This is a genomic window from Dyella sp. 01L423 (assembly GCF_056399945.1).
This window is the reverse complement of sequence record NZ_JBFTSI010000004.1, coordinates 260,539-280,234: the sequence shown is the minus strand read 5'-3', so window position 1 is coordinate 280,234 and position 19,696 is coordinate 260,539. Positions and strand designations below refer to the sequence as shown.

Sequence of the window (19,696 nt, the reverse complement as noted above, 5' to 3'; positions counted from 1 at the left end):
ACGAACGGCATAGCCTCAACGAGATATGGCCCCCTGCGGCGCCAATCGTGAAAATGCCGCCGCGATCGGGGGAATCGCTCATCGATACCGCCGCTGGGTGGCATGCGGAGCGTTCGGGTCGTGCAAGCCGTTGGCACGATCCACCGCATACCGAGAGACTTGGTACTTGATGAACGACACGCGACGCGCCACCGGCCTGCCTGAGCCACTGCGTGCTGTGCCCAGTCCTCCCCCGAAACCCGTTGGAACCTCCGGCATGCGGGATTCAATGCCCGCGACGGCCGGTTCGCCATGGATGGCTTTCTTCCCCGGGGACGCACTCGTCTCCGGTTCTTCGGGCTGGGTCTCCTGGCGGGCACTGCATGGTCGGCACGACGACGTGTATCGTCGTAGACTTCGGCGCTCATCCCCGTCCGGCGCGGCAGCGTGGTCCGGCAGGGGCAATGGAGCGACATGCAACAGGCTTTGACGGCTATAGGTGCCATGCGGCTGCTGGAATGTTTTGCGCCTCTGTTCGCATATGGCCTGCTGATCGACGAGCAGGCCACCAGCCAGAATCTTTCCGACGACGAATTGCCGTCCGTGCACGCTCGCGCGGTCGCCCTGGTGGAACAAAGCCGCGGCGCGGCGTTTGCTCGCGGCAAGCAGCTGGCCCAGGTCGAGCTGGCGGCGTTTGCCGTCGCGGCATGGTTTGACGAGGTAGTCACGCGCCACGGCGGCTGGCGGCAGGTGACGCCGCTGCAGCAGACGCTGTTTCGCACCGGTGGGGCAGCCACCGAATTCTTCGATCAGCTCGGACGGCTTGGCAGCGGCGAAGACGAAGTCCGCGAAGTGTTCAGCATGGCCCTGTTGCTGGGATTCGCCGGCCAGTATTACTACGAGCAGGGCGACAGCGGCGAATTGGGACGCATCAAGGCGCTCTATTGTCCGGCCAGCGCCGGTGCGGCGAACCTGCTGCAGTCCTTGCAGCGCGAATCGGTGACGCCGCAACCTTATATGACACCCGGTTCTCCCGTGTTGCGCCTGCCGGTGAGCTGGATGGGGCGCCGTCTCGCGCAGCTGGTGGCGGCGCTGGTGGTGGTGCTGGTGTTCGTGGCTTTCGTGGCGCCGCTTTTCAGCCATGCCTTGTCCGAGCAGGCCTGGTTCACCAGCAGCATCATCGTGGCGGTGTTGGCGGTGGTGGGCTGGATCAGCGTGCTGGCCTGGCAATCCCTGGTAATGATGCGCGCCCATACCCGCGTGGCCGACAGCACCGAAGCAGGCTATGGCATCGGCAGCATCTCGGCCGCGGTGAAGGACGCCGCCCGCCGCCTGCGTGGCGCCATCCTGCATCCATTTCGCCGTCGTGGCCGCTGGCGACAGCTGTCGCGGCACCCCTGGCTGCTGTTTGTGGGCGACAGCGCGGCGGATGTCCGTTCGTTGTTGCAGGCCGCTGCCGCTGCGCCGCATGCGCGCGAACTGGCGCGAGCCAATGACACGCGGCCATGGCATTGGTGGGTGTTCCGTGCGCTGGTGGCGATCGAGCCGGGGCCGAGGCTCTCGCACCCCCACGCCACCATCGGTGATGGCGATGCGCCGTGGTCGAAGGCGCTGGCCCTGCTGGCCAAGGAGCGTCGCAAGCTTCCGCTGGATGGCATGGTGATCTGCATCGCCGCGCAGAGCCTGCGCGAGCCCGACGGCGCCGTCGCTGCCCATGCCGATCGCCTGCATCGTCTTGCCGATGAGGCCACCCGCCGCCTGCAATTGCAGTTGCCGGTGTATGTGGTCGTGACTGGGCTTGAGGCCTTGCCGGGCCATACGGCGTTCCGCTCGGCGCTACCCTTGTCGGTGTTCCGCCGCGTATTGGGCTGGCGTCACGCCGCAGTGATCGAGGACGGCGTGCTCGATGCGCGCGTGGAATCCCACGCCGACGCCGTCTCCGATCGCCTGCTGGCGATCGCCCAGGCCGTGCTGGCGAGCGAGCGCGATCCACGTCGACGCCGCGAGGCCTTTGCCTTCCTGCAGTCCCTATATGGCGTGCAGCGCGGATTGCGCAGCTTCCTCGAGCGTCTTCAGGCGAACGAAGTCCATGGCGAGCGCCGTCTGCACTGGCAGGGTCTGTACGTGACCGGTGGCTCGCGCAGCGATGCGCCCAACGGTGATTTCGTCGACGACTTGTTCAATCGTTTTCTTCCGGCCGACCGCGTACTGGCGCGCCGCGTCGCTCCCAAAGGCTGAGCGGTTCAGGCGGTGGTGGCTCGCGAGGCGCTCCATGCGACCATCAGTGCTTCGCGCAGCTGTTCCGGCGACACTGGTTTGTAGAGCACGGGTATGCGCGCGGCCATGATTTCGCGCAGGCGATCGCTGCGGGTTTCGCCGGTGATGAGCAGGCGCGCGAACGGCGGATTGCCGTCGATCTGGTAATGCGCATCCAGCGCGGCCAACACGTCCAGGCCGCTTTCGCCGTCGCGCAGGCGCAGGTCGGAAATCACGATATCCGGAGGCACGTTCCAGTCTTCCGCCGCCTGCAACGCTTGCACGCGATCCTCGGCCACCGCCACTTCGCAGCCCCAGCTGCTCAACAGGTAGCGGATACCCGAGAGGATGGCGGGTTCGTCGTCGATCACCAGCACGCGCATGCCCGACACATCGGGTGAAGCTTCTTCAACGCTCACCGCGATGTGCTGCGCGGGCACTTCGGGCAGATGGAAACTGAAGACGCTGCCACGTCCGGGCTTGGATTTGAGCTCCACCCGCGTGTCGAGCAATTCTGCCAGGCGTTGCACGGTGGCCAGTCCCAGGCCCAGTCCGCGCCGGCGACCCACGTCGTGTTCGTTGCTATGGCATTCGACCCGGTAGAACTCATCGAACACACGCATCTGGTGTTCAGGCGCAATGCCGCTGCCGGTATCCCACACATCCACACGCGCAGTGCCGTCGGCACGCTGGCGCGCCACCACCAGCACACCGCCGCGGCTGGTATAGCGCAATGCGTTGCTCACCAGATTGTTGAGGATGCGCGAGAGCATGGTGCGATCGCTGCGCACCCACAGATCGGTGGTGCGCATGATCAGCCGCAGGCCGTGCTGCTCGGCGATCATGCGGAAATTGCGGCTGACTTCCTGGAATACCTGGTCGAGCGGGAACTCGGCGATTTCGATCTGCATGGCGCCGGTTTCCAGGCGCGACAGGTCGAGCAGTTCGCTGAACAGATGATCGAGTGCTTCCACGCATTCCTGGATGTGCGCGATGCGATCCAGGCGGACCGGGTCGCGTTCGTCCTCGGCCAGCGAGGATGAAAACAGGGTCAGCGCATACAGCGGCTGGCGCAAATCATGCGATGCCGCGGCGAGGAAGCGCGCCTTCGCCACGCTGGCTGCTTCGAGCGCAGCGTTCTTGCGGGCCAGTTCCACAGTGGCGTGCTCGATCTCGCGCTCCATGCCGCGCTGCACGTCGAACAGCGCCATGGCGGCGCTGTTGAAGCCGCGTTGCAGTTCGCCGATTTCCGTCTGGTCGGTGACTTCCACTTCCACATGCCGGTCGCCGCGACCCAGTTGATGCACGGCATCGACCAGGCGGCGCAGCGGGGCGCTGATCCAGCGCGCGGCCTGCCACGCGATGATGGCGGCCACGAACAGGCTGATCACCAACGCCACGAGTGCGTGACGGAGGCTGGCCTGCTGCATCGCAATCGCATCGCGCAGGCTCACGTCGACCACGACCGAGCCAAGCACGGGTTGCCCCGGGCGCTCGCTGTCGATTACATCGCGCACCACGGTGAGGCCTTCGTTGTTGTCGGCGCCGCTGCGGCCGAGGCTGTCGGCCAGGATCTCGCCGTCGGCGGCGCGAATCTGCACGCGGGCAACATGCGGGAGGTCGCTGATGGATTCGGCGATGCGCACCAGTTCGCGCCGCTGCATGTCGCGCAAGGGTGCGGCAGTGACCGAAGCCGCTTGCGTCGCGATGGCGTCGGCGGTGTTCTGTGCCATGCCGCGCAAGGTCATCACTTGCTGCGGCGCCAGCATGGCCACCAGCAAGGTGGCGGTGACCAAAGTCGGGATGAGGGTCACCAGGGCAAGCCGCTGCATCAGCGACGTGCGACGCCACCATTGCACTGTCCGGGAGTTGACCCCTGCACCCATTACGTCCCCTTGCACGCTGCATGCGTCAGGCTGGGCCAGCCTAGCGCGATTTTCCGCGTCAGGCAGCAGGCCGACTGGGGGCCTACGAACGGGCTATGGCGCTTGTCGGCCTTACTCTGGAGGATGGCCCGCCCGGGTCGTCAGCGCTGCCTTGCGGCGGCGGCTGGTAAAGCGTTCGACCAGCAACGGGACTAGGGCCAGCACCGCAATGGCGGTGAGCGGCATCCACACGCCGCGCTGCATCAGCAACTCCGGGCCGAAATGACCTTGGCTCCGCGCCAAAGCCGCGCCAAGGCCAGAGCCAATGGATGTCTCGAAGATCAGCGAGACCGTACCGCCCAGCCAACTGGCGCCCATGAACAGCCACAACGGACAGCGCAGCCAGGCCAGCGCCACCGTGATCAGACCAAACGGCGCGATCGGCACAAAGCGCAAGAACATGGTGTAAGCCACCGGATGCCGCTCGAAACCATGGTGCAGCTTGTCCACCAGGGCGGGCGGATGCTTGCTCCCCGCACCAAAGGCATAGCGGCTGGCCAGGAACAGGATCAGCGTGCCCAGGGTGAGTCCGATGGACGAGTAGATGCTGCCTTCCACCGCGCCGAAGGCGAAACCGCCAGCGATGATGATGATCACCGTGCCGGGGATGCCGGTGGACATGGCCAAGGTGAGCAGGCCGATGTAGGTGATGCGGCTAAGCCACGGCGCCGTTTCGATCTCCTGGCGCAACTGGTCCTGGTGCTGGACCAGCTGTTCCGGATGCAGCCGATCCATCAGGCCCGAGCTGAACAAGGCGATGCCGGCGAACACCAGCAGGATCAGCGGTAGAGCGGCGCGCAGGCGGCTCAATAGTGCTGTCCACTCTGACCGTAGGTCGCCAGCACGCTGCGCGCCTCGTCGCGAAGAATGTCGCGGCGCACGGCGATGCCACGCTTCTCGAGCTCGCCGATCCAGTCAGCCGGCAGCGGGCCTTCGTCGAACTCGGTGAGTTCTTCGACGTCTTGCGCTCGCGCGCCGATCAGCAACTCATCCACGCCGGCCCACACGGTGGCGCCGTAACACTGGCAGCACGGCTGAGCACTGGTGGCGAGCGCATAGCGACCACCGTCCGCATTGAGCCGGAACGCGGCAAGGCGCTGCTGCGCGCTCATGTACGCCATCATTTCGGCGTGCGCGACCGAACACGTCTGCGGCACCACGCGATTGACGCCCACCGAGACCACGCGGCCTTGTCCATCGAACACCGCCGCACCGAACGGGCCGCCATGGCTGCGCTCGATGTTCAAACGAGAGAGTTCGATGGCGAGAGCCACGCGTTCCTCGTCAGTGATGTAGCGCTTCTGTGTATCGACCACTTCGTCGATCCACGGCGGCAGGGTCAGGTGTATCTGTTGACGCAGCATGCAACGTTCCTTGTGACGCGGATATCAACCAGCTTGTTTGACCCACGCGTCACGCAAGGTGACGGTGCGGTTGAAAACAGGCTTGTCCGAGCGGTGATCGACGCGATCGGCGACGAAATAGCCGAGACGTTCGAACTGGAAACGCTGCTCCGGATCGACCTTCGCCGCGGCGGGCTCCAGCCATGCCGTGACCACGCGCTTGGCGTCCGGGTTGATATGTTCGATCCAGGTCTTGCCGTCCGTTTCATCGTCCGGATCGGCCACGTTGAACAAGCGGTCGTACACACGCACTTCGGTGGCGACGCCGTGCCTGGCGCTCACCCAGTGGATGGTGCCCTTCACCTTGCGGTCGGCACCCGGCATGCCCTGGCGCGATTCCAGGTCGAGCGAGCAGCGCAGTTCGGCGATGTTGCCGTCCGCGTCCTTCACCAGCTCGTCGCATTTGACGATGCCCACGCCACGCAGGCGCACTTCGCCTTCGGGCTTCAAACGATGGAAACCCTTCGGCGGCACTTCGGCGAAATCTTCGCGTTCGATCCACAGCTCGCGCGAGAACGGCACGTGGCGCGTGCCGAAGCTCTCGTCTTTCGGATGATTGGAGAACGTGAGCTGTTCTTCGTGGCCTTCCGGCAGGTTGGTGATCACCAGCTTGAGCGGATCAAGCACGGCCATGCGGCGGGCCGCGGTGGCGTCGAGATCTTCGCGGATGCAGTTCTCGAGGATCGAGTAGTCGATGATGCTGTTCTGCTTGCTCACGCCAAGGCGTTCGATCAGCAGGCGCAGGCCGCCCGGCGTGAAGCCGCGGCGACGCAGGCCGCGCAGCGTGTTCATGCGCGGATCGTCCCAGCCATCAACCAGGTTTTCGTTCACCAGCTGGGCGAGCTTGCGCTTGCTGGTGATGGAGTAGGACAGGTTGAGGCGCGAGAATTCGATCTGTCGCGGCTTGGCCGGCTCGGTGCGGAAACCGCCTTCGCGCAGGTGCTGCCACAGCTCCGGATGGTTGACCAGATCCACCTTGTCGACGAACCAGTCGTACAACGGGCGGTGGTCTTCGAATTCCAGCGTGCACAGCGAATGCGTGATGCCTTCCAGCGCATCGGAAAGACAATGCGCATAGTCGTACATCGGATAGATCGGCCACGCATCGCCGGTGTTCTGGTGCGTCACCTTGCGGATGCGGTAGATCGCCGGATCGCGCATGTTCATGTTGCCCGACGTCATGTCGATCTTCGCGCGCAGCGTCTTGGCGCCATCGGCGAATTCACCGGCGCGCATGCGCTGGAACAGGTCGAGGTTTTCTTCCACGCTGCGCTCGCGGAACGGCGAGTTGCGGCCCGGCTCGGTGAGTGTGCCGCGATAGCCGCGCATGTCTTCCGGGCTCAGGTCGTCCACGTAGGCGACGCCGTCCTTGATCAGCTTGATGGCCGAGTCGTAGAACACTTCGAAGTAATCGGAGGCGTGGCGCAGGTCGTGCCATTCGTAGCCCAGCCAGCGCACGTCGTCCTTGATGCCTTCGACGAACTCCGGATCTTCCTTGCCGGGATTGGTGTCATCCAGGCGCAGGTTGCACCAGCCGGTGAATTCCTTGGCGATGCCGAAATTCAGACAGATCGCCTTGGCGTGGCCGATGTGCAGGTAGCCATTGGGCTCGGGCGGGAAGCGCGTGCGGATGGCGTGATGCTTACCGGTGGCCAGGTCTTCGCGGATGATCTGGCGGATGAAGTCGCGTTGACCCTCGGTCTGCGGGGCAGCGGTCGAGGCAGTGGGTTCAACGGCGGCGTTTTCGGTAGACATCGGGAATCTAGGCTCGGTCGCGGTGGCGGAAACGGTGAAGTTTACCTCGTCCCGTAGGTGGGGGTGTTTCGGCGGTTTTTCAGCGGCTGGCCGGGGCAGGGAACAGGCCGCTATCCTCGGTGAACCGCGGCCTTCCCCCCGGCAACACTCGCTCAAGCAGAGCTTGCCCGAATATCGCCGCAGGGGTAGCGTGGCTGCATGCGTATCGCTTACCGAGCCGAAAGCCTGATCGACGCCCACCTGGTGAAGGACGCGCTGGAGCGCGCCGAGATCCCGGCGTTCGTCTCCGGCGAATACCTTACCGGGGCCGTGGGACAACTACCTGCCCTGGACTACGTAGCCGTGCTGGTGCCCGAAACCAGCCTGGCGGCCGCCGAACAAGTGGTGCGCGAGGTTGAGCGGGATCTGCAGGAGGCCCGGCTGGCCCTGAACGACCCCGACGAAGACCCCGACGCCCCGTTGCCGGCGTTCTGCTGAACGGCTGCGTTCCCCCCGCCGGCGCTGCCGGTATTCCGTTTGTCATGTCGCCCCGGGCCGTTTCGCGTGGCACGGTACCCTGCCGGGTTGCCGCCCGGGCGCTAAGGAGTCACACCCCATGGATGTCACGCTGCAACAGATCGCGTCATTGATTCGCGCCGTACCGGACTTTCCCAAGCCCGGTGTGATGTTCCGCGACATCACCCCGCTACTGGCCGATGCCGGCGGCTTCGCCCGCTGCATCGATGCGCTGGCCGAACCCTGGCAGGGCAGTGCGGTGCAGGCGGTATGCGGCATCGAATCGCGTGGCTTCATCTTCGGCGCGGCGCTGGCGCAGAAACTGCACGCGGGCTTTGTGCCGCTGCGCAAGCCCAACAAGCTGCCGCCGCCGGTGGTGTCGGTGGATTACCAGCTCGAATACGGCGTGGATCGGCTGGAGGCGCGCAACGATGCCTTGCGCCCGGGCGAACGCGTGTTGCTGGTTGATGATGTGCTGGCTACGGGCGGCACGTTGGCCGCGGCGCGTGCGCTGGTGTTGAAACTTGGTGCGCATTTGGTGGGTGCCAGTGTGGTGATCGAGCTTGCCAGCTTGCAGGGGCGCGAGCGGTGGCACGATGGCAGCGCGCCGTTGGAGGCGTTGTTGCGGTACTGAGGCGTACGGGTGTCGCGCACAGGGTGCGCTCCCACAATCTGCGGCACCCACTGTGGGAGCGCACCCTGTGCGCGACGCTCTTCGCCTCAAGGCGAAACCGGCTCGATACTCTCCACATAAACCAGCTCACACGCCCCATCGCCCGTATCGTCGCGCGTCATCGACGTCCGCCAGCGCCAGCCATCGGCACGACTCGCATCGACCAGAAAGCCCTGCAGGTGGATCACTTCTCCCGCGCGCACATGGTCCAGCTCGCGGCGCGCGGTGTCGTCGGCGGGAATCATGTGCATGTTGGCGCTGGATTGTTCGATCTCGCGTCGCGGTATCGGAAAATGATCGACGTGCCAGTGATAAAAGCGATTGCCCTGGCTGACCTGGATTTGCGACAACACCTCGCTATCGGACATCGGTCCCCAGCCCAGCGCGAGATCCACCGGCGCCAGCGCTGCGCCGGCATCGAAACGATAGTTTTCGCGTGACAGTACGCGCGCGGTGAGCTCGAAGCGCGCACGCGTCTGCAGTCTGAAGTCGCCGCGTTGCAAGGTGACGCCGCCATCGAGGTCGATCTGCGCCGGCGCCTCGGTCGCCAGCATGCCAGGCGCGTGCGTGACGGCGCGATGGCGCCACCAGTTGAAGCCGCCGAGCAACGCAATCAGCAGCAGGCCGACCAGGATGAAGCGCTGCATACCGCGTCAGCGTCCCGGCTTTACCGCGGGTTTGCCGTCGACAATGCCCGGCTCGAGCAGACCTTCCGGCAGGTCGCCGATCACTTCGGCAAAGCGCTTGAGGAAGGTGCCCAACGACGAACTCTTGCGCCACACAAGGGCGATCCGGCGGCTCGGCGCACGTCCAGCGAATTCCAGCAGACGCACGTTGTCGGTGCGTGCCACCGGCGGCTTGATGGCGAGCGTGGGGAGCAGGGTGATGCCGACGTTCGCGGCGACCATCTGGCGCAAAGTCTCCAGGCTGGTGGCACGGAAACCGGAACGTTCACCGGCGCCGGCGAGCTGGCACACCTCCAGCGCCTGATCGCGCATGCAGTGACCGTCCTCAAGCAGCAGCAGGCTTTCGTCGGCCAGATCGTCGAGCTTCAGGCGCTTGTGCTTGAGTCCCAGCGGGTGATCTTCCGGCACGGCGAGCACGAAGGGTTCCTCGAACAGGAATTGCGTGTGCAAGCTGTCTTCGTGCAGCGGCAACGCGAGAATGCCTACATCGAGCGAGCCTTCGCGCAGCATGCGGATCACCTGCTCGGTTTTTTCTTCGACCAGCAGCAACTCCAGTCGCGGAAAATTCTTTCGGACCAGCGGTACCAGATGCGGCAGCAGATACGGTCCCAGTGTGGGGAAAATGCCCAGCCGCAGCGTGCCCGATTCCGGATCGCGCGTGCGTTGCGCGATCGCCTTGATCTCGTCGATCTCCGACAGCACGCCGCGCGCGCGGCGGGCGATCTCGCGACCGGTTTCGGTCAGCAGCACCTTGCGCGGCGTGCGCTCGACCAGCGCAACGCCCAGCTCGTCCTCCAGCTTCTTGATCTGGGTGGACAGGGTGGGCTGGCTGACAAAACTGGCTTCCGCCGCGCGACCGAAATGGCGGTGTTCGGCGAGTGCAACGAGGTAGCTGAGGTCGCGCAGGTTCATTGGGGGTGAGGTTCTTGTGATAGGTCTCGTCAATGATTGTGGGGTTGTTGATCGTCTTAGGCAATGCCTGGCGCCTCCCAAAAAAAAGCCCCGGCATCACTGCCGGGGCGCCTACTGGGGCAGGGCAAGGGTTGCAGGGCGTTACGGGGTCACGAAGCTGCCGATCACGGTGAGCTTGCTGAAGTCGCTCACGCCGACCACGCGGATGTACCAGGTGCCGGCGGTCGGGGCGCTGATCACCACCGACTCGGAGTTGCCGGGCTTGACCGACTTGTAGGTGGCATCCGAACCGGTAACCGACGGCGCCGTGCCCACCTTGACGAACAGCGAGACATCGCCGGTGCCGCCGAGGGTGCGCAGGTTGAGGCTGCGTGCGCCGGCCGGCACGTCGAGCGCATAAAGCACGGTATCGCTGGCCGCACCGGTAACGCCGGTGACGGGCGTGCCATTGACCAGCTGCGTAGCCGTGGGATCGGTGGTGTTCGGATTCACCGCCTTGGTCACCGCGGCATACGCATCGAGAATGCCGCTGCCGATCGCCTGGTCCGGCTTCGACGGGAACGCGCGCGTGGTGCTCACCAGCACGCTGCGCACCTGGGCCGGCGTGAGTGCAGGCAGGCTCAGCGCCATGCGTGCGCTGGCCATCAAGGCGACTACGCCGGCGACATGCGGCGTCGCCTGCGAGGTCCCGGCCATGCCGCCGTAACCTTCCGCCTCGGGCTCGTGCGTGCCGGTGTTGACGGTCGACCACACAAAGCCCGCCTTCACCGGCGCGCTGCCGCTGCTGGCGTCATTCGGATACACGCCACCGCCCGGTGCGGAAAGCGTCACGTTCGTGCCGAAGTTCGAATAGAACGCGCGCTTGCCGGCGATGCCGTTGGACGCCACGGTGATCACGCCGGGGCAGCTGGCGGGCGAATAATACGCAGCGTCATCGTTGCTGTTGCCTGCCGCCACCACTACCGCGACACCGCGGCTCACCGCGCCAGAAATCGCCTGGCCAGTCACATCGCTGGCGGAACAGGTGCCCGAGCCGCCGAGGCTCATATTGATCACCTGCACCGGCGTGGTGTTGTCCGGCACGCCGTCGACATGGCCGCCGGAAGCCCAGGTGATGGCGTCGGCGATGTCCGAGGTATAACCGCCGCAGTGACCGAGCACGCGCACCGGCAGCACGCGCGCCTTGTTCGCGATGCCTGCCATGCCGGCGCTATTGCCGGTGAGCTCGGAGATCGTGCCGGATACATGCGTGCCGTGCCAGCTGCTGTCCTCCGCCTGCGATGCATCCACGCAACCGGTGGCCGGATCGGTGTAGATCGCATCCGTCGTCCAGTCACCGAGATCCCAGCCGCCAGGCACGCGCGTGTCATCGGCGCGACCGGAGACAAAGGCATCGCTGATGAAGTCGTAGCCCGAATCGGCGAGCGACAAGTCGAGGTCGGAGTGATGAGTGATGCCGGTGTCGAGCACGGCCACCGTCACGCCATGACCGTCGGCGAGGTTCCAGGCCTTGGCGACATTGGCGCCGCCCAGGTTCGCGTACGAGCTGACATCAGTGCCGATCTTTTCCTGCGTGCCGTCGCCCGCGCGGAAGTGCCACTGGTAGTTGTACAACGAGTCGTTCGGCGTGATCGGCGCATCGTCCAGCTTGTGCATCAGCACGTCGGGCTGGACGCTTTCCACCGTTGTATCGGCGGCCAGCTGCTGCATGAAGGCATTGGCTTCGGCCACGCTGAGTTTGCGGCTGGTGCGCACCAGGTCGCTGCCCGTGCCGAGCTTGCGCTGGTAGCTCACCGGTGCCGACTGCATGCGCGTGGCGGTGAGTTTGATGCCGCCGCGGGTGAGTGCAGCCGCGGCGTTCTGCACGGCCACCGCGCTATTGCTGCGCGGCGAGCTGCCGACCTTGTAGGTCACGATGAAACGGTTGTGCGCGTCCTTGGCGGGCAAGACCGTGCCGGCAAACGCAGCGGGCAGGGCAAGAGTGAGGGCAGCGGCCAGCGCGACGCGCCGGTAAAGGCAGGCATAGGACATGAATGAATTCCCCGAATGACATGGACGTGGGTCTGCAAGACAACGGGCCGACCGTGTGCGGCCGGCCCGCAGGAAATCGTCACCAGCCGAAGCTGACGCCGACCGTGCCGCTGGATTCACCGCCGCCAGCGATGGAGCCGCCCACGATCACGGCGCCATTGCCCGGCAGGTGGTGTGCGTAGCCGACCGCGAGCGCACCCTGGCCGCCGTAGCCGCCGACCGCCGCACTGATGCGGTTGTCGGTGCCTGGTGCGGCAGCAATGGCTCCCGCCATGCCGGCCATGGCTGAGCCCATCGCGCCGACGCGATCAAGGCGGGTGTTGACGGTATGGAACTGGTCGTTCACCTGATCCTTGAAGGCGTTGAAGTCGCTGGTGCTGACGCTGTTGGTGAGCTTGGAATCGGTGTACGCCTTGGCGCTGTTGAGCGTCTGCTGGTCGCCGGCATCGGCATAAGTCTTGGCGGTGGCGAGCGCTTCGTTCACCTGGCCGACATTGGCCGCGTCCGTCGCCGCGGTGCCTGCAGCCACGTTGGTGATCTGACGCTCAGCACCCACGCTGCCGACCGACACGCTGTTGGCGCGATCGGCCACCGAGTTCGCACCGAGCGCCACGCTATTGGCCGCGGTGACGGAAGCGGCCTGTCCAAGCGCGGTACCGGAAGCGGCGGTGACGTTGCTGTCCGCACCCACGGCCACGGCATTGGTGGCACTTGCCGAAATCGTGGCGTTGTTGCCCAGCGCGGTGCTGCCGTCGGCACCGATCACGGCACCGTTGCCCACGGCGGTATCGCGGCCATCCGTGGCCACGCTTCCCTGTCCGATGGCCAGGCCGTTGCCGTCACCCATGGCCGGACCGCCAGTCAGCTGGCTCACCCGGTCGCCCAGGTTGTTGATGCTGGTGATCGCGCCGCCAACGGCGGTGTCGAGTGCCGACAGCGCATCGCCGACGTTTTGATACGTCGCGCCCTGGATCAGGTACGACGGTGGCGTAAAGCCATTGACGCCGTAGCTGGCATTGCCGCCCAACACGTTTGCCAGGGCGCCACCGAGGTTGCTGGTGCTGCCGGTGGCTTGCGCGAGCTGGGCGACATTCACCGCATCGTTGTCGGCCACGCCGGCGGCCACGTTGTGGATCACGGTGCCGTCGGCGCCGGCCAGCGAGAGGCTGGCCTTGCCGGTGTCGTCGTAGGTCACGCCCAGCGGATTGACGCCTGCCGAGACGCCGGAAAGCGCCTGGTTCATCTGATCGAGATTCACCGCATCCGTCGCCTCGGTACCGGTGGCGACATTGGTGATCTGTCGATTGATGGCTGTGTGCACGACGCCCGCGCTATCCGTCCAGTCCGCAGACGCACCGACCGACACGCTGTTTGCGCGATCGGCCAACGAACCGGCGCCGAGTGCAACGCTGTTGGTGGCGTCCTTGGTGGTCCACGCATTGCTGCCGAGCACGGTGCTGTTCACGGCTTGGGCGTAGCTGTTGTAGCCCACCACCGTGGCGCCATCTTCGGTCGCCCACGCTTCGGAGCCGAGGGCGGTGGTGTAATCGGCATTGGTGGTCGAATTGGCGTCCATGCCGCCCAGTGCGTTGACGCCGAGCGCCGTGCTGTTGAGGCCGTTGGCATTCGTGCCCGCACCGATCGCGGTGGAGAAGTCGCCATACGCATTCGCACCGCCGCCAAAGAAACCGGCGATGCTGCCCACCGCGGTGCTTGAGTTGCCGATGGCGGACGCTTCGGCGCCCACGGCTGTCGCGTAACCGCCCTGGGCTTGCGCGTTGGAACCCAGTGCCGTGCTTTCCCATGCAGCGGCGTAGCTGCCCATGCCGAAGGCGCTGGACTGCCATGCATCCGCGAGCGAGAAGGTGCCCACCGAGGTCGAGAACGGACCGTTGCTCTGAGCGCTCGCGCCGATGGCGACGCTCAGTGCGCCGTTGGCCTGCGTGTTGTTGCCAATCGATACGCCATTGCCGGCGTTGTTGACGGCGTTGTAACCCACCGCGACACCGCCGTTGTACGACTGCGCGTTTGCGCCGATGGCGGTGCCGTTGTCGTCGTTGACCAGGCTGTTGCTGCCCACCGCCGTGGAGGCATTGGCGATGGCCTGCGCGTTCTCGCCGTAGGCCGAGGAGTGATCACCCATCGCCAGCGCACCGAAACCGGCGGCCGTGCCGAACAAGCCAAAGCTCACCGCTCCCGTGCCGACGGCGGTGCCGCCGGTGGCATAGGTGGCTGCACCGGAACCCGCGGCAAGCGAGAGATCGCCCGCGGCGAGCGCATCATCCGAGCCGTCGCCCGTACCCGTTACCTGCAGATAGTGGCTGGCGCTGCCGGCAAGCTGATTGAGTTGCGAGACATTGACGGCGTCCGTGTCCTGGGTGCCCGCGGCGACATTGGTGATTTGGCGGTTGACGGCCGTATGCACCACGCCTGCGCTATCGGTCCAGTCCGCAGATGCACCGACCGATACGCTGTTCGCACGATCGGCCAGCGACCCGGCGCCGAGCGCGACGCTGTTGGTTGCGTCCTTCGTGGTCCACGCATTGCTGCCGAGCACCGTGCTGTCCACAGCTTGTGCGTAGCTGTTGTAGCCAACGACCGTCGCGCCGTCTTCGGTCGCCCATGCTTCGGAACCGAGTGCCGTGGTGTAGTCGGCGTTGGTGGTGGAGTTGGCGTCGATGCCACCGAGGGCGTTGACGCCCAGTGCCGTGCTGTTCGTGCCTGCAGCAATGGCACCGGAGCCGACCGCGGTGCCGTAATCGCCCGATGCACTCGTCGCACCGCCAAAGAAGCTGGAGATGCTGCCGATGGCGACGCTCGCTTGACCGGACGCGGAGCTCTCTGCGCCAACCGCCGTTGCATAGCCGCCACTGGCGTACGCATTCGAACCCAGCGCCGTGCTTTCCCAGGCCTGCGCATACGCGCCCATGCCGAACGCGCTGGACTGCCACGCATCGGCCAGTGCGAAGCCGCCTACCGCCGTGCTGAAAGGTCCATTGGTGGTGGCGCGGAAACCGATCGATACGGCGTACGCACCATTGGTCACGCTGTTGTTGCCGATCGAAACGCCCGCGGAGCCGTTGTTGACGGCGTTATAGCCCGCTGCGAAACCAGCCCCATGGTCTTGCGCATTCGCACCGATGGCGGTGCTCTGATCGTAGTCGGCCACGCTGTTGCTGCCGACGACGGTGGACTCGACGCCCAAGGCTTGCGCATTCTCGCCATAAGCGGAGGAGTGATCGCCAAGCGCGAGAGCGGCATAGCCCGTCGCGGTGCCAAACTCGCCCACGCTCACCGCGCCGGTGCCCAAGGCTGTGCCGCCGGTAGCATAAGTGGCTGCGCCGGAACCGACCGCCATCGACAGATCGCCGCTGGCAAGCGCATCGTCGCTGCCGTCACCTGTGCCGTTGACCTTGATGTAGCGGCCCACAGCATTGAACTGCGCCACGTTCACCGCATCAGTGTCTTCGGTGCCGGCCGCGACGTTGGCGATCTGGCGCGTGTTTGCCGGATGTATCACGCCGGCCGAATCCGTCCAGTCCGCCGACGCGCCCACCGATACCGTGTTGGCGCGATCCGCGAGCGAGCCCGCGCCAAGCGCCACGCTGTTGTTGGCATCTTTCGTGGTCCAGGCGTTGCTGCCCAGCACGGTGCTGTTCACGGCCTGCGCGTAGCTGTTGTAGCCCACGACGCTGGCGCCATCTTCGGTGGCCCAGGCTTCAGCACCGAGTGACGTGGTGTTGCTGCCGCTGGTGGTGGTGTTGGCATCGGCGCCGGCCAGCGAGCCTGCGCCCACCGCCGTGGCGTTGTCGCCCGTAGCGGTTGCCGACGACCACGAGCCATTGGAGATGCCGCCGACGGCGGTGCTGCTGGCACCGGTGGCGTACGCGCCCTGGCCGACAGCGGTGCCCGACTTGGTGTCGATCACGTTGCCATCGTTGTCGTAGATATTGATGCCGGCGATGGAGTCATTACCGACCGCCGTGGAGCCGGCCGCTGCGTTCGCGCCGGTGCCGATGGCCGCCGCCACATCGGCGGCAAGCGCGCCGGTGCCGACGGCGAGCGAATTGAAACCCTGTGCCCACGCGCCTGCACCCAGCGCCGTGCTCTGCCATCCATCGGCGGCCGCGAAGGTGCCGATGGCCGAACCAAACGGACCGTTCACTTCGGCATTGGCACCTACGGCCACGCCAAAGGCGCCATTGGACTGCGCGCCGTTGCCCAGTGCGATGCCCAGCGCCGCGTTGTTGATCGTGTTGTTGCCGATGGCGATGCCACCGTTGTACGACTGCGCACCCGCGCCAAGGGCGGTGCCACCGTCGCGGTCGACCAGACTGTTGCTGCCGATCGCCGTGGATGATGCGCCCAGTGCTTGCGCGCCCGAGCCCGAGGCCACGCTGTTGTCGCCGCTGGCGACGCTGCCGTAGCCGAACGCCGCCGCGTATTCGCCCAAAGCATTCGAGCCATTGCCGAGTGCGGTGGCACCGATGCCCATGGCGAAACTGCCGCCGCCCAGCGCGGTGCTGTAGTCGGCCAGCGCATAGCTCTGGTTGCCCATCGCGGTGGACTGCACGCCAAGCGCATTGGCGCTGCTGCCGACCGCCGTGCCCCGGTCTGCCGTCACGAGGCTATCTGCGCCCAAGGCCGTGGAGGCAGCCCCCAGCGCGGTGCTGCGCGCGCCCACGGCGGTGCTGTCGTCGCCTGCGGCCAGCGCGGAGGCGCCGGCGGCCGCGGCGGTATTGCCCACTGCCTGCGCGTCGTCCGTACCGTCACCCGCACCGGTCGCCTGGTAGTAGCCCGTGCCCACCGGGACATTGGCGTCGAGGGGCGCCACCTGCGTCGCCTGCACGGTCTTGCCCGCGTCGGCGGCGTGGGTCGCCAGTGGCGCGGCCATGGCGATGCCGCAGACCAGGGCGGCACGCAGGCGGCGGCTCGCGCGGCCCTTGCCGTCGCTCTTGGCCAGTTCGGAGGCAACAACGAGCCGCTGGAGCGACTTGCTCCAGATCTTGCTGTGGATCTTGTTCACGACAAACTCCCCGATGGATGAACCGATGGTTGGCGCCTGGCGCCAGCTCGTTCTCATGGCGGTACACATCGCCGACAGGCTCCCCAGCCGCATCGACGACATTTGGACGTCTAGACGTCTCGCGTCAGTAAATCGTCAGGGAGAGCATTGGCCATCGTGCGGTGTGCAGTCACGCACGCTTTTCCACGTGAGGTTTCGTGGTGTTGTGCAACTTCACCCAAATTCACGCTTGCTCACGGGCCCCGGGCATGCGACAACTTGCGGGGGGAAACAGGCGATCTGGGGAGAGCGCGTGGTCCGACAGTGGTTCAAGGCCATCAATGCGTGGTTGGCTCGGGTGCCCGTGGCCGACCCGGTGGATCGGCGCAATGCACCGTTCGTGCAGGTGCTGTTGATTGCGATGGGCGTGCTGATGCCCATCAACAAGGTGGTGCACCTGTTCTTCACCTCGTTCAGGCACAGCATGAGCGCGCCCGGCCTGGTCGCGGACATGCTCACCGATGTGCTGATGATGGCGGCGGCGTGGTTCAGCCTTTACCTTATCCGGCGGGGCGAGTTTCGCCCGGCCGTGAAGCTGTATCTGGGCGTGATGCTGTTCTCCGCCGCCTGGGCGTATGCCTTGATCGGCCTGGACCGCTTGTCCAACGACCCTTTCCCGTTGTTGTTGCTCGGGCTTGGCGGGCTGGTGCTGGGCCGGCGCGCGCTGTGGACCGTGTATGCCGTGCTGATGGTGGTGTTCGCCCTTGGGACGATGTCCGATGTATGGCGGCAGTGGGGGCATGGCAGCATCGATATTCCCATCGGCAAGAAGGTCTCCATGGCCATGAGCTACGCCGTGGTCGCCATCGTGCTGGACCGCACCATCGCCGCGCTGCGCGAGAGCCTGGCCGAATCCAATGCGCGTGGACAATTGCTGCAGGTGGTCAACGAGCGGCTGCACCGCGAAATGACCGACCGCGCACGGGCGCAGCAGCTGCTTATCCATGCGCAGAAGCTGCAGACGGTGGGGCGCGTGGCCGGCGGCGTCGCCCACGATTTTTCCAATGTGCTGGGCGTGATCCTGGGTTATACGCAGCGACGCGAACGCCTGGCCGATAGCGGCACGAAGGGCTTGCTCGCCGCGCTGCAGGGCGTGGAGAAGGCGGCGGCGAGAGGCATGAGCATCACGCGGCGCCTGCTGGGATTCAGCCGCCAGGAAGTCACCCAGCTGGAAGTGTTCGACGCCGGCGAAGCGCTGCGCGAGCTGCTGCCGATGGTGTGCCAGTTGTTCGACGCCAATGTTCGCGTGCAGTTGTCACCGGCCACGGGGCCGCAGTCGATCCGCTTCGATCGCACGCAGTTCGAACTCGTCCTGCTCAGCATGGCCGCCAACGCGCGCGATGCCATGCCTGAGGGCGGCAGCTTCATGATGGGCGTGCACGGCCACGGCGACATTGTCGAAGTCACGCTCGCGGACGACGGCATCGGCATGAGCGACGAGGTATCCGCGCGCGTGTTCGAAGCGTTCTTCACCACCAAGCCGGCGGAAAGCGGCACCGGACTGGGGCTGGCCGTGGTGAAGGATCTGGTCTCCGCTGCGGGCGGAGAGATCGAGGTGAACAGCGCGCTCGGTTTTGGCAGCACCTTCCGCATACGCCTGCCGCTCACGGTGTCTGCGGTGGCACCGATGCAGCTGACGGCGTAACCCGGGCCTCAGTGCGGCGTTTCAGTCACGAAGATGTAGCCGGCACCGCGCGCCGTCACCAGCGGCGCGGTTTCACCCGTCTGCTCGCTGATTTTGCGGCGCAGGCGATGGATCACCATGTCGAGCCGGTGCGGATCGAAATCGTAGACGTCGCTGGTGAGTCCCGCGATCAGCGCCTCGCGTCCGACCGGTGCGCCGGCGCGGTCGATCAAGGTGTGCAGCACGCTGCGCTCGGGCACGGTGAGTGCCACCACGGCGCCTGAGGGCGCCACCAGGCACCAGCCGTCCGTATCCAGATGCCAATGACCCTCGGCCTTCGGCGTCACCGCCTGCGATTGCGCCGGGCGGCCCTGCATGCGGCGTGAAAGACTGTGCAAGGTGGCAGCCAGCACTTCCACGTCGGCGGGTTTGGCCAGGTAGGCATCTGCACCATCGCTAAGTGCGCGGATGCGGTCCTCGCGTGTGCGCTGACCGGTGAGCATGACTATGCCCATGTCTGACAGTTCGCGTAGGTGACGTACTACGCTGAGGCCATCCTCGTCAGGCAGGCCGATATCCAGCACGATCATGTCGAACGGCTGCCGCAGCATGTGCCGATAGAGTTCGGCGGCGGTGCCCGCGCCGGTGATCTCGAAGCCGAAGTCACGCAGACCGGGTAGCAGGATGTCTTCGCGCAGGTCGGCATCGTCTTCCAGCACGGCAACACGCGGCATCCGCGGCGGCTGTCGCGGGGCGTGGGTCTGCACGGAATCCTTCATCGATGACGCCCCAGTCGGAGATTTCCTACGACTATAACAAGCTGTCGACGGGCTTTCGCAAGATCTTGGCCGTAGCTGGGAATCTGCCTTGTGCAGTCAGGCCCGCTCATGCC

General features: G+C 65.9%; 13 protein-coding genes. 4 read left to right on the top strand and 9 right to left on the bottom strand.

The annotated features are described in order from the left end of the window. Positions 1-453 precede the first annotated feature (453 nt). Positions 454-2,217, top strand: a complete 1,764-nt coding sequence (locus AC1DMY_RS13840; RefSeq protein WP_477165511.1) for a type VI secretion protein IcmF/TssM N-terminal domain-containing protein — start codon at positions 454-456, stop codon at positions 2,215-2,217. A gap of 5 nt (positions 2,218-2,222) precedes the next feature. Here the strand turns inward: AC1DMY_RS13840 and AC1DMY_RS13835 are convergent, their stop codons facing one another. The 4 genes from AC1DMY_RS13835 to AC1DMY_RS13820 form a co-directional block, all read right to left on the bottom strand. Further along, the gene (locus AC1DMY_RS13835) at positions 2,223-4,067 is read right to left on the bottom strand and encodes an ATP-binding response regulator (protein ID WP_477165510.1); all 1,845 of its coding nucleotides are present in this window, start codon (positions 4,065-4,067) and stop codon (positions 2,223-2,225) included. 165 nt (positions 4,068-4,232) lie between these two features. Beyond that, the gene (locus tag AC1DMY_RS13830) at positions 4,233-4,970 is read right to left on the bottom strand and encodes a TVP38/TMEM64 family protein (protein ID WP_477165509.1); all 738 of its coding nucleotides are present in this window, start codon (positions 4,968-4,970) and stop codon (positions 4,233-4,235) included. Further along, positions 4,967-5,524 (bottom strand): nucleoside deaminase, encoded by a 558-nt coding sequence (locus AC1DMY_RS13825; protein WP_477165508.1) that lies wholly within the window; start codon positions 5,522-5,524, stop codon positions 4,967-4,969. The genes AC1DMY_RS13830 and AC1DMY_RS13825 overlap by 4 nt, the downstream gene beginning before the upstream one ends. A 24-nt stretch (positions 5,525-5,548) precedes the next feature. Further along, complete coding sequence (locus tag AC1DMY_RS13820; RefSeq protein WP_477165507.1) at positions 5,549-7,318, bottom strand: glutamine--tRNA ligase/YqeY domain fusion protein; 1,770 nt, start codon at positions 7,316-7,318, stop codon at positions 5,549-5,551. A gap of 198 nt (positions 7,319-7,516) precedes the next feature. Here AC1DMY_RS13820 and AC1DMY_RS13815 point away from each other — a divergent pair, with 198 nt between their 5' ends. Continuing rightward, positions 7,517-7,795: a putative signal transducing protein gene (locus AC1DMY_RS13815; protein WP_477165506.1), complete on the top strand. Its 279-nt coding sequence runs from the start codon at positions 7,517-7,519 to the stop codon at positions 7,793-7,795. 118 nt (positions 7,796-7,913) lie between these two features. Then, on the top strand, positions 7,914-8,447 hold the full coding sequence (locus AC1DMY_RS13810; RefSeq protein ID WP_477165505.1) for an adenine phosphoribosyltransferase: 534 nt from the start codon (positions 7,914-7,916) through the stop codon (positions 8,445-8,447). 86 nt (positions 8,448-8,533) lie between these two features. On the opposite strand, the gene AC1DMY_RS13805 is transcribed toward AC1DMY_RS13810, so the two are convergent. The 4 genes from AC1DMY_RS13805 to AC1DMY_RS13790 form a co-directional block, all read right to left on the bottom strand. After that, the gene (locus tag AC1DMY_RS13805; protein WP_477165504.1) at positions 8,534-9,133 is read right to left on the bottom strand and encodes a hypothetical protein; all 600 of its coding nucleotides are present in this window, start codon (positions 9,131-9,133) and stop codon (positions 8,534-8,536) included. 6 nt (positions 9,134-9,139) lie between these two features. After that, positions 9,140-10,084 carry a DNA-binding transcriptional regulator OxyR gene (oxyR, locus tag AC1DMY_RS13800; RefSeq protein WP_477165503.1) on the bottom strand — a complete coding sequence of 315 codons (945 nt, stop codon included), beginning with the start codon at positions 10,082-10,084 and terminating at the stop codon, positions 9,140-9,142. A gap of 141 nt (positions 10,085-10,225) precedes the next feature. Further along, entirely contained in the window at positions 10,226-12,115 is a 1,890-nt protein-coding gene (locus AC1DMY_RS13795) for a S8 family serine peptidase (RefSeq protein ID WP_477165502.1), read from the bottom strand. A 79-nt stretch (positions 12,116-12,194) separates the two neighbouring features. Beyond that, positions 12,195-17,141 (bottom strand): ESPR-type extended signal peptide-containing protein, encoded by a 4,947-nt coding sequence (locus AC1DMY_RS13790; protein WP_477165501.1) that lies wholly within the window; start codon positions 17,139-17,141, stop codon positions 12,195-12,197. A gap of 292 nt (positions 17,142-17,433) precedes the next feature. Between AC1DMY_RS13790 and AC1DMY_RS13785 the strand changes: the two genes are divergently transcribed. Then, positions 17,434-18,825, top strand: coding sequence for a sensor histidine kinase (locus tag AC1DMY_RS13785; protein WP_477165500.1), 1,392 nt, complete (start codon positions 17,434-17,436; stop codon positions 18,823-18,825). 8 nt (positions 18,826-18,833) lie between these two features. Here the strand turns inward: AC1DMY_RS13785 and AC1DMY_RS13780 are convergent, their stop codons facing one another. Next, on the bottom strand, positions 18,834-19,583 hold the full coding sequence (locus tag AC1DMY_RS13780; protein ID WP_477165499.1) for a response regulator transcription factor: 750 nt from the start codon (positions 19,581-19,583) through the stop codon (positions 18,834-18,836). Between the last annotated feature and the right edge of the window lie 113 nt (positions 19,584-19,696).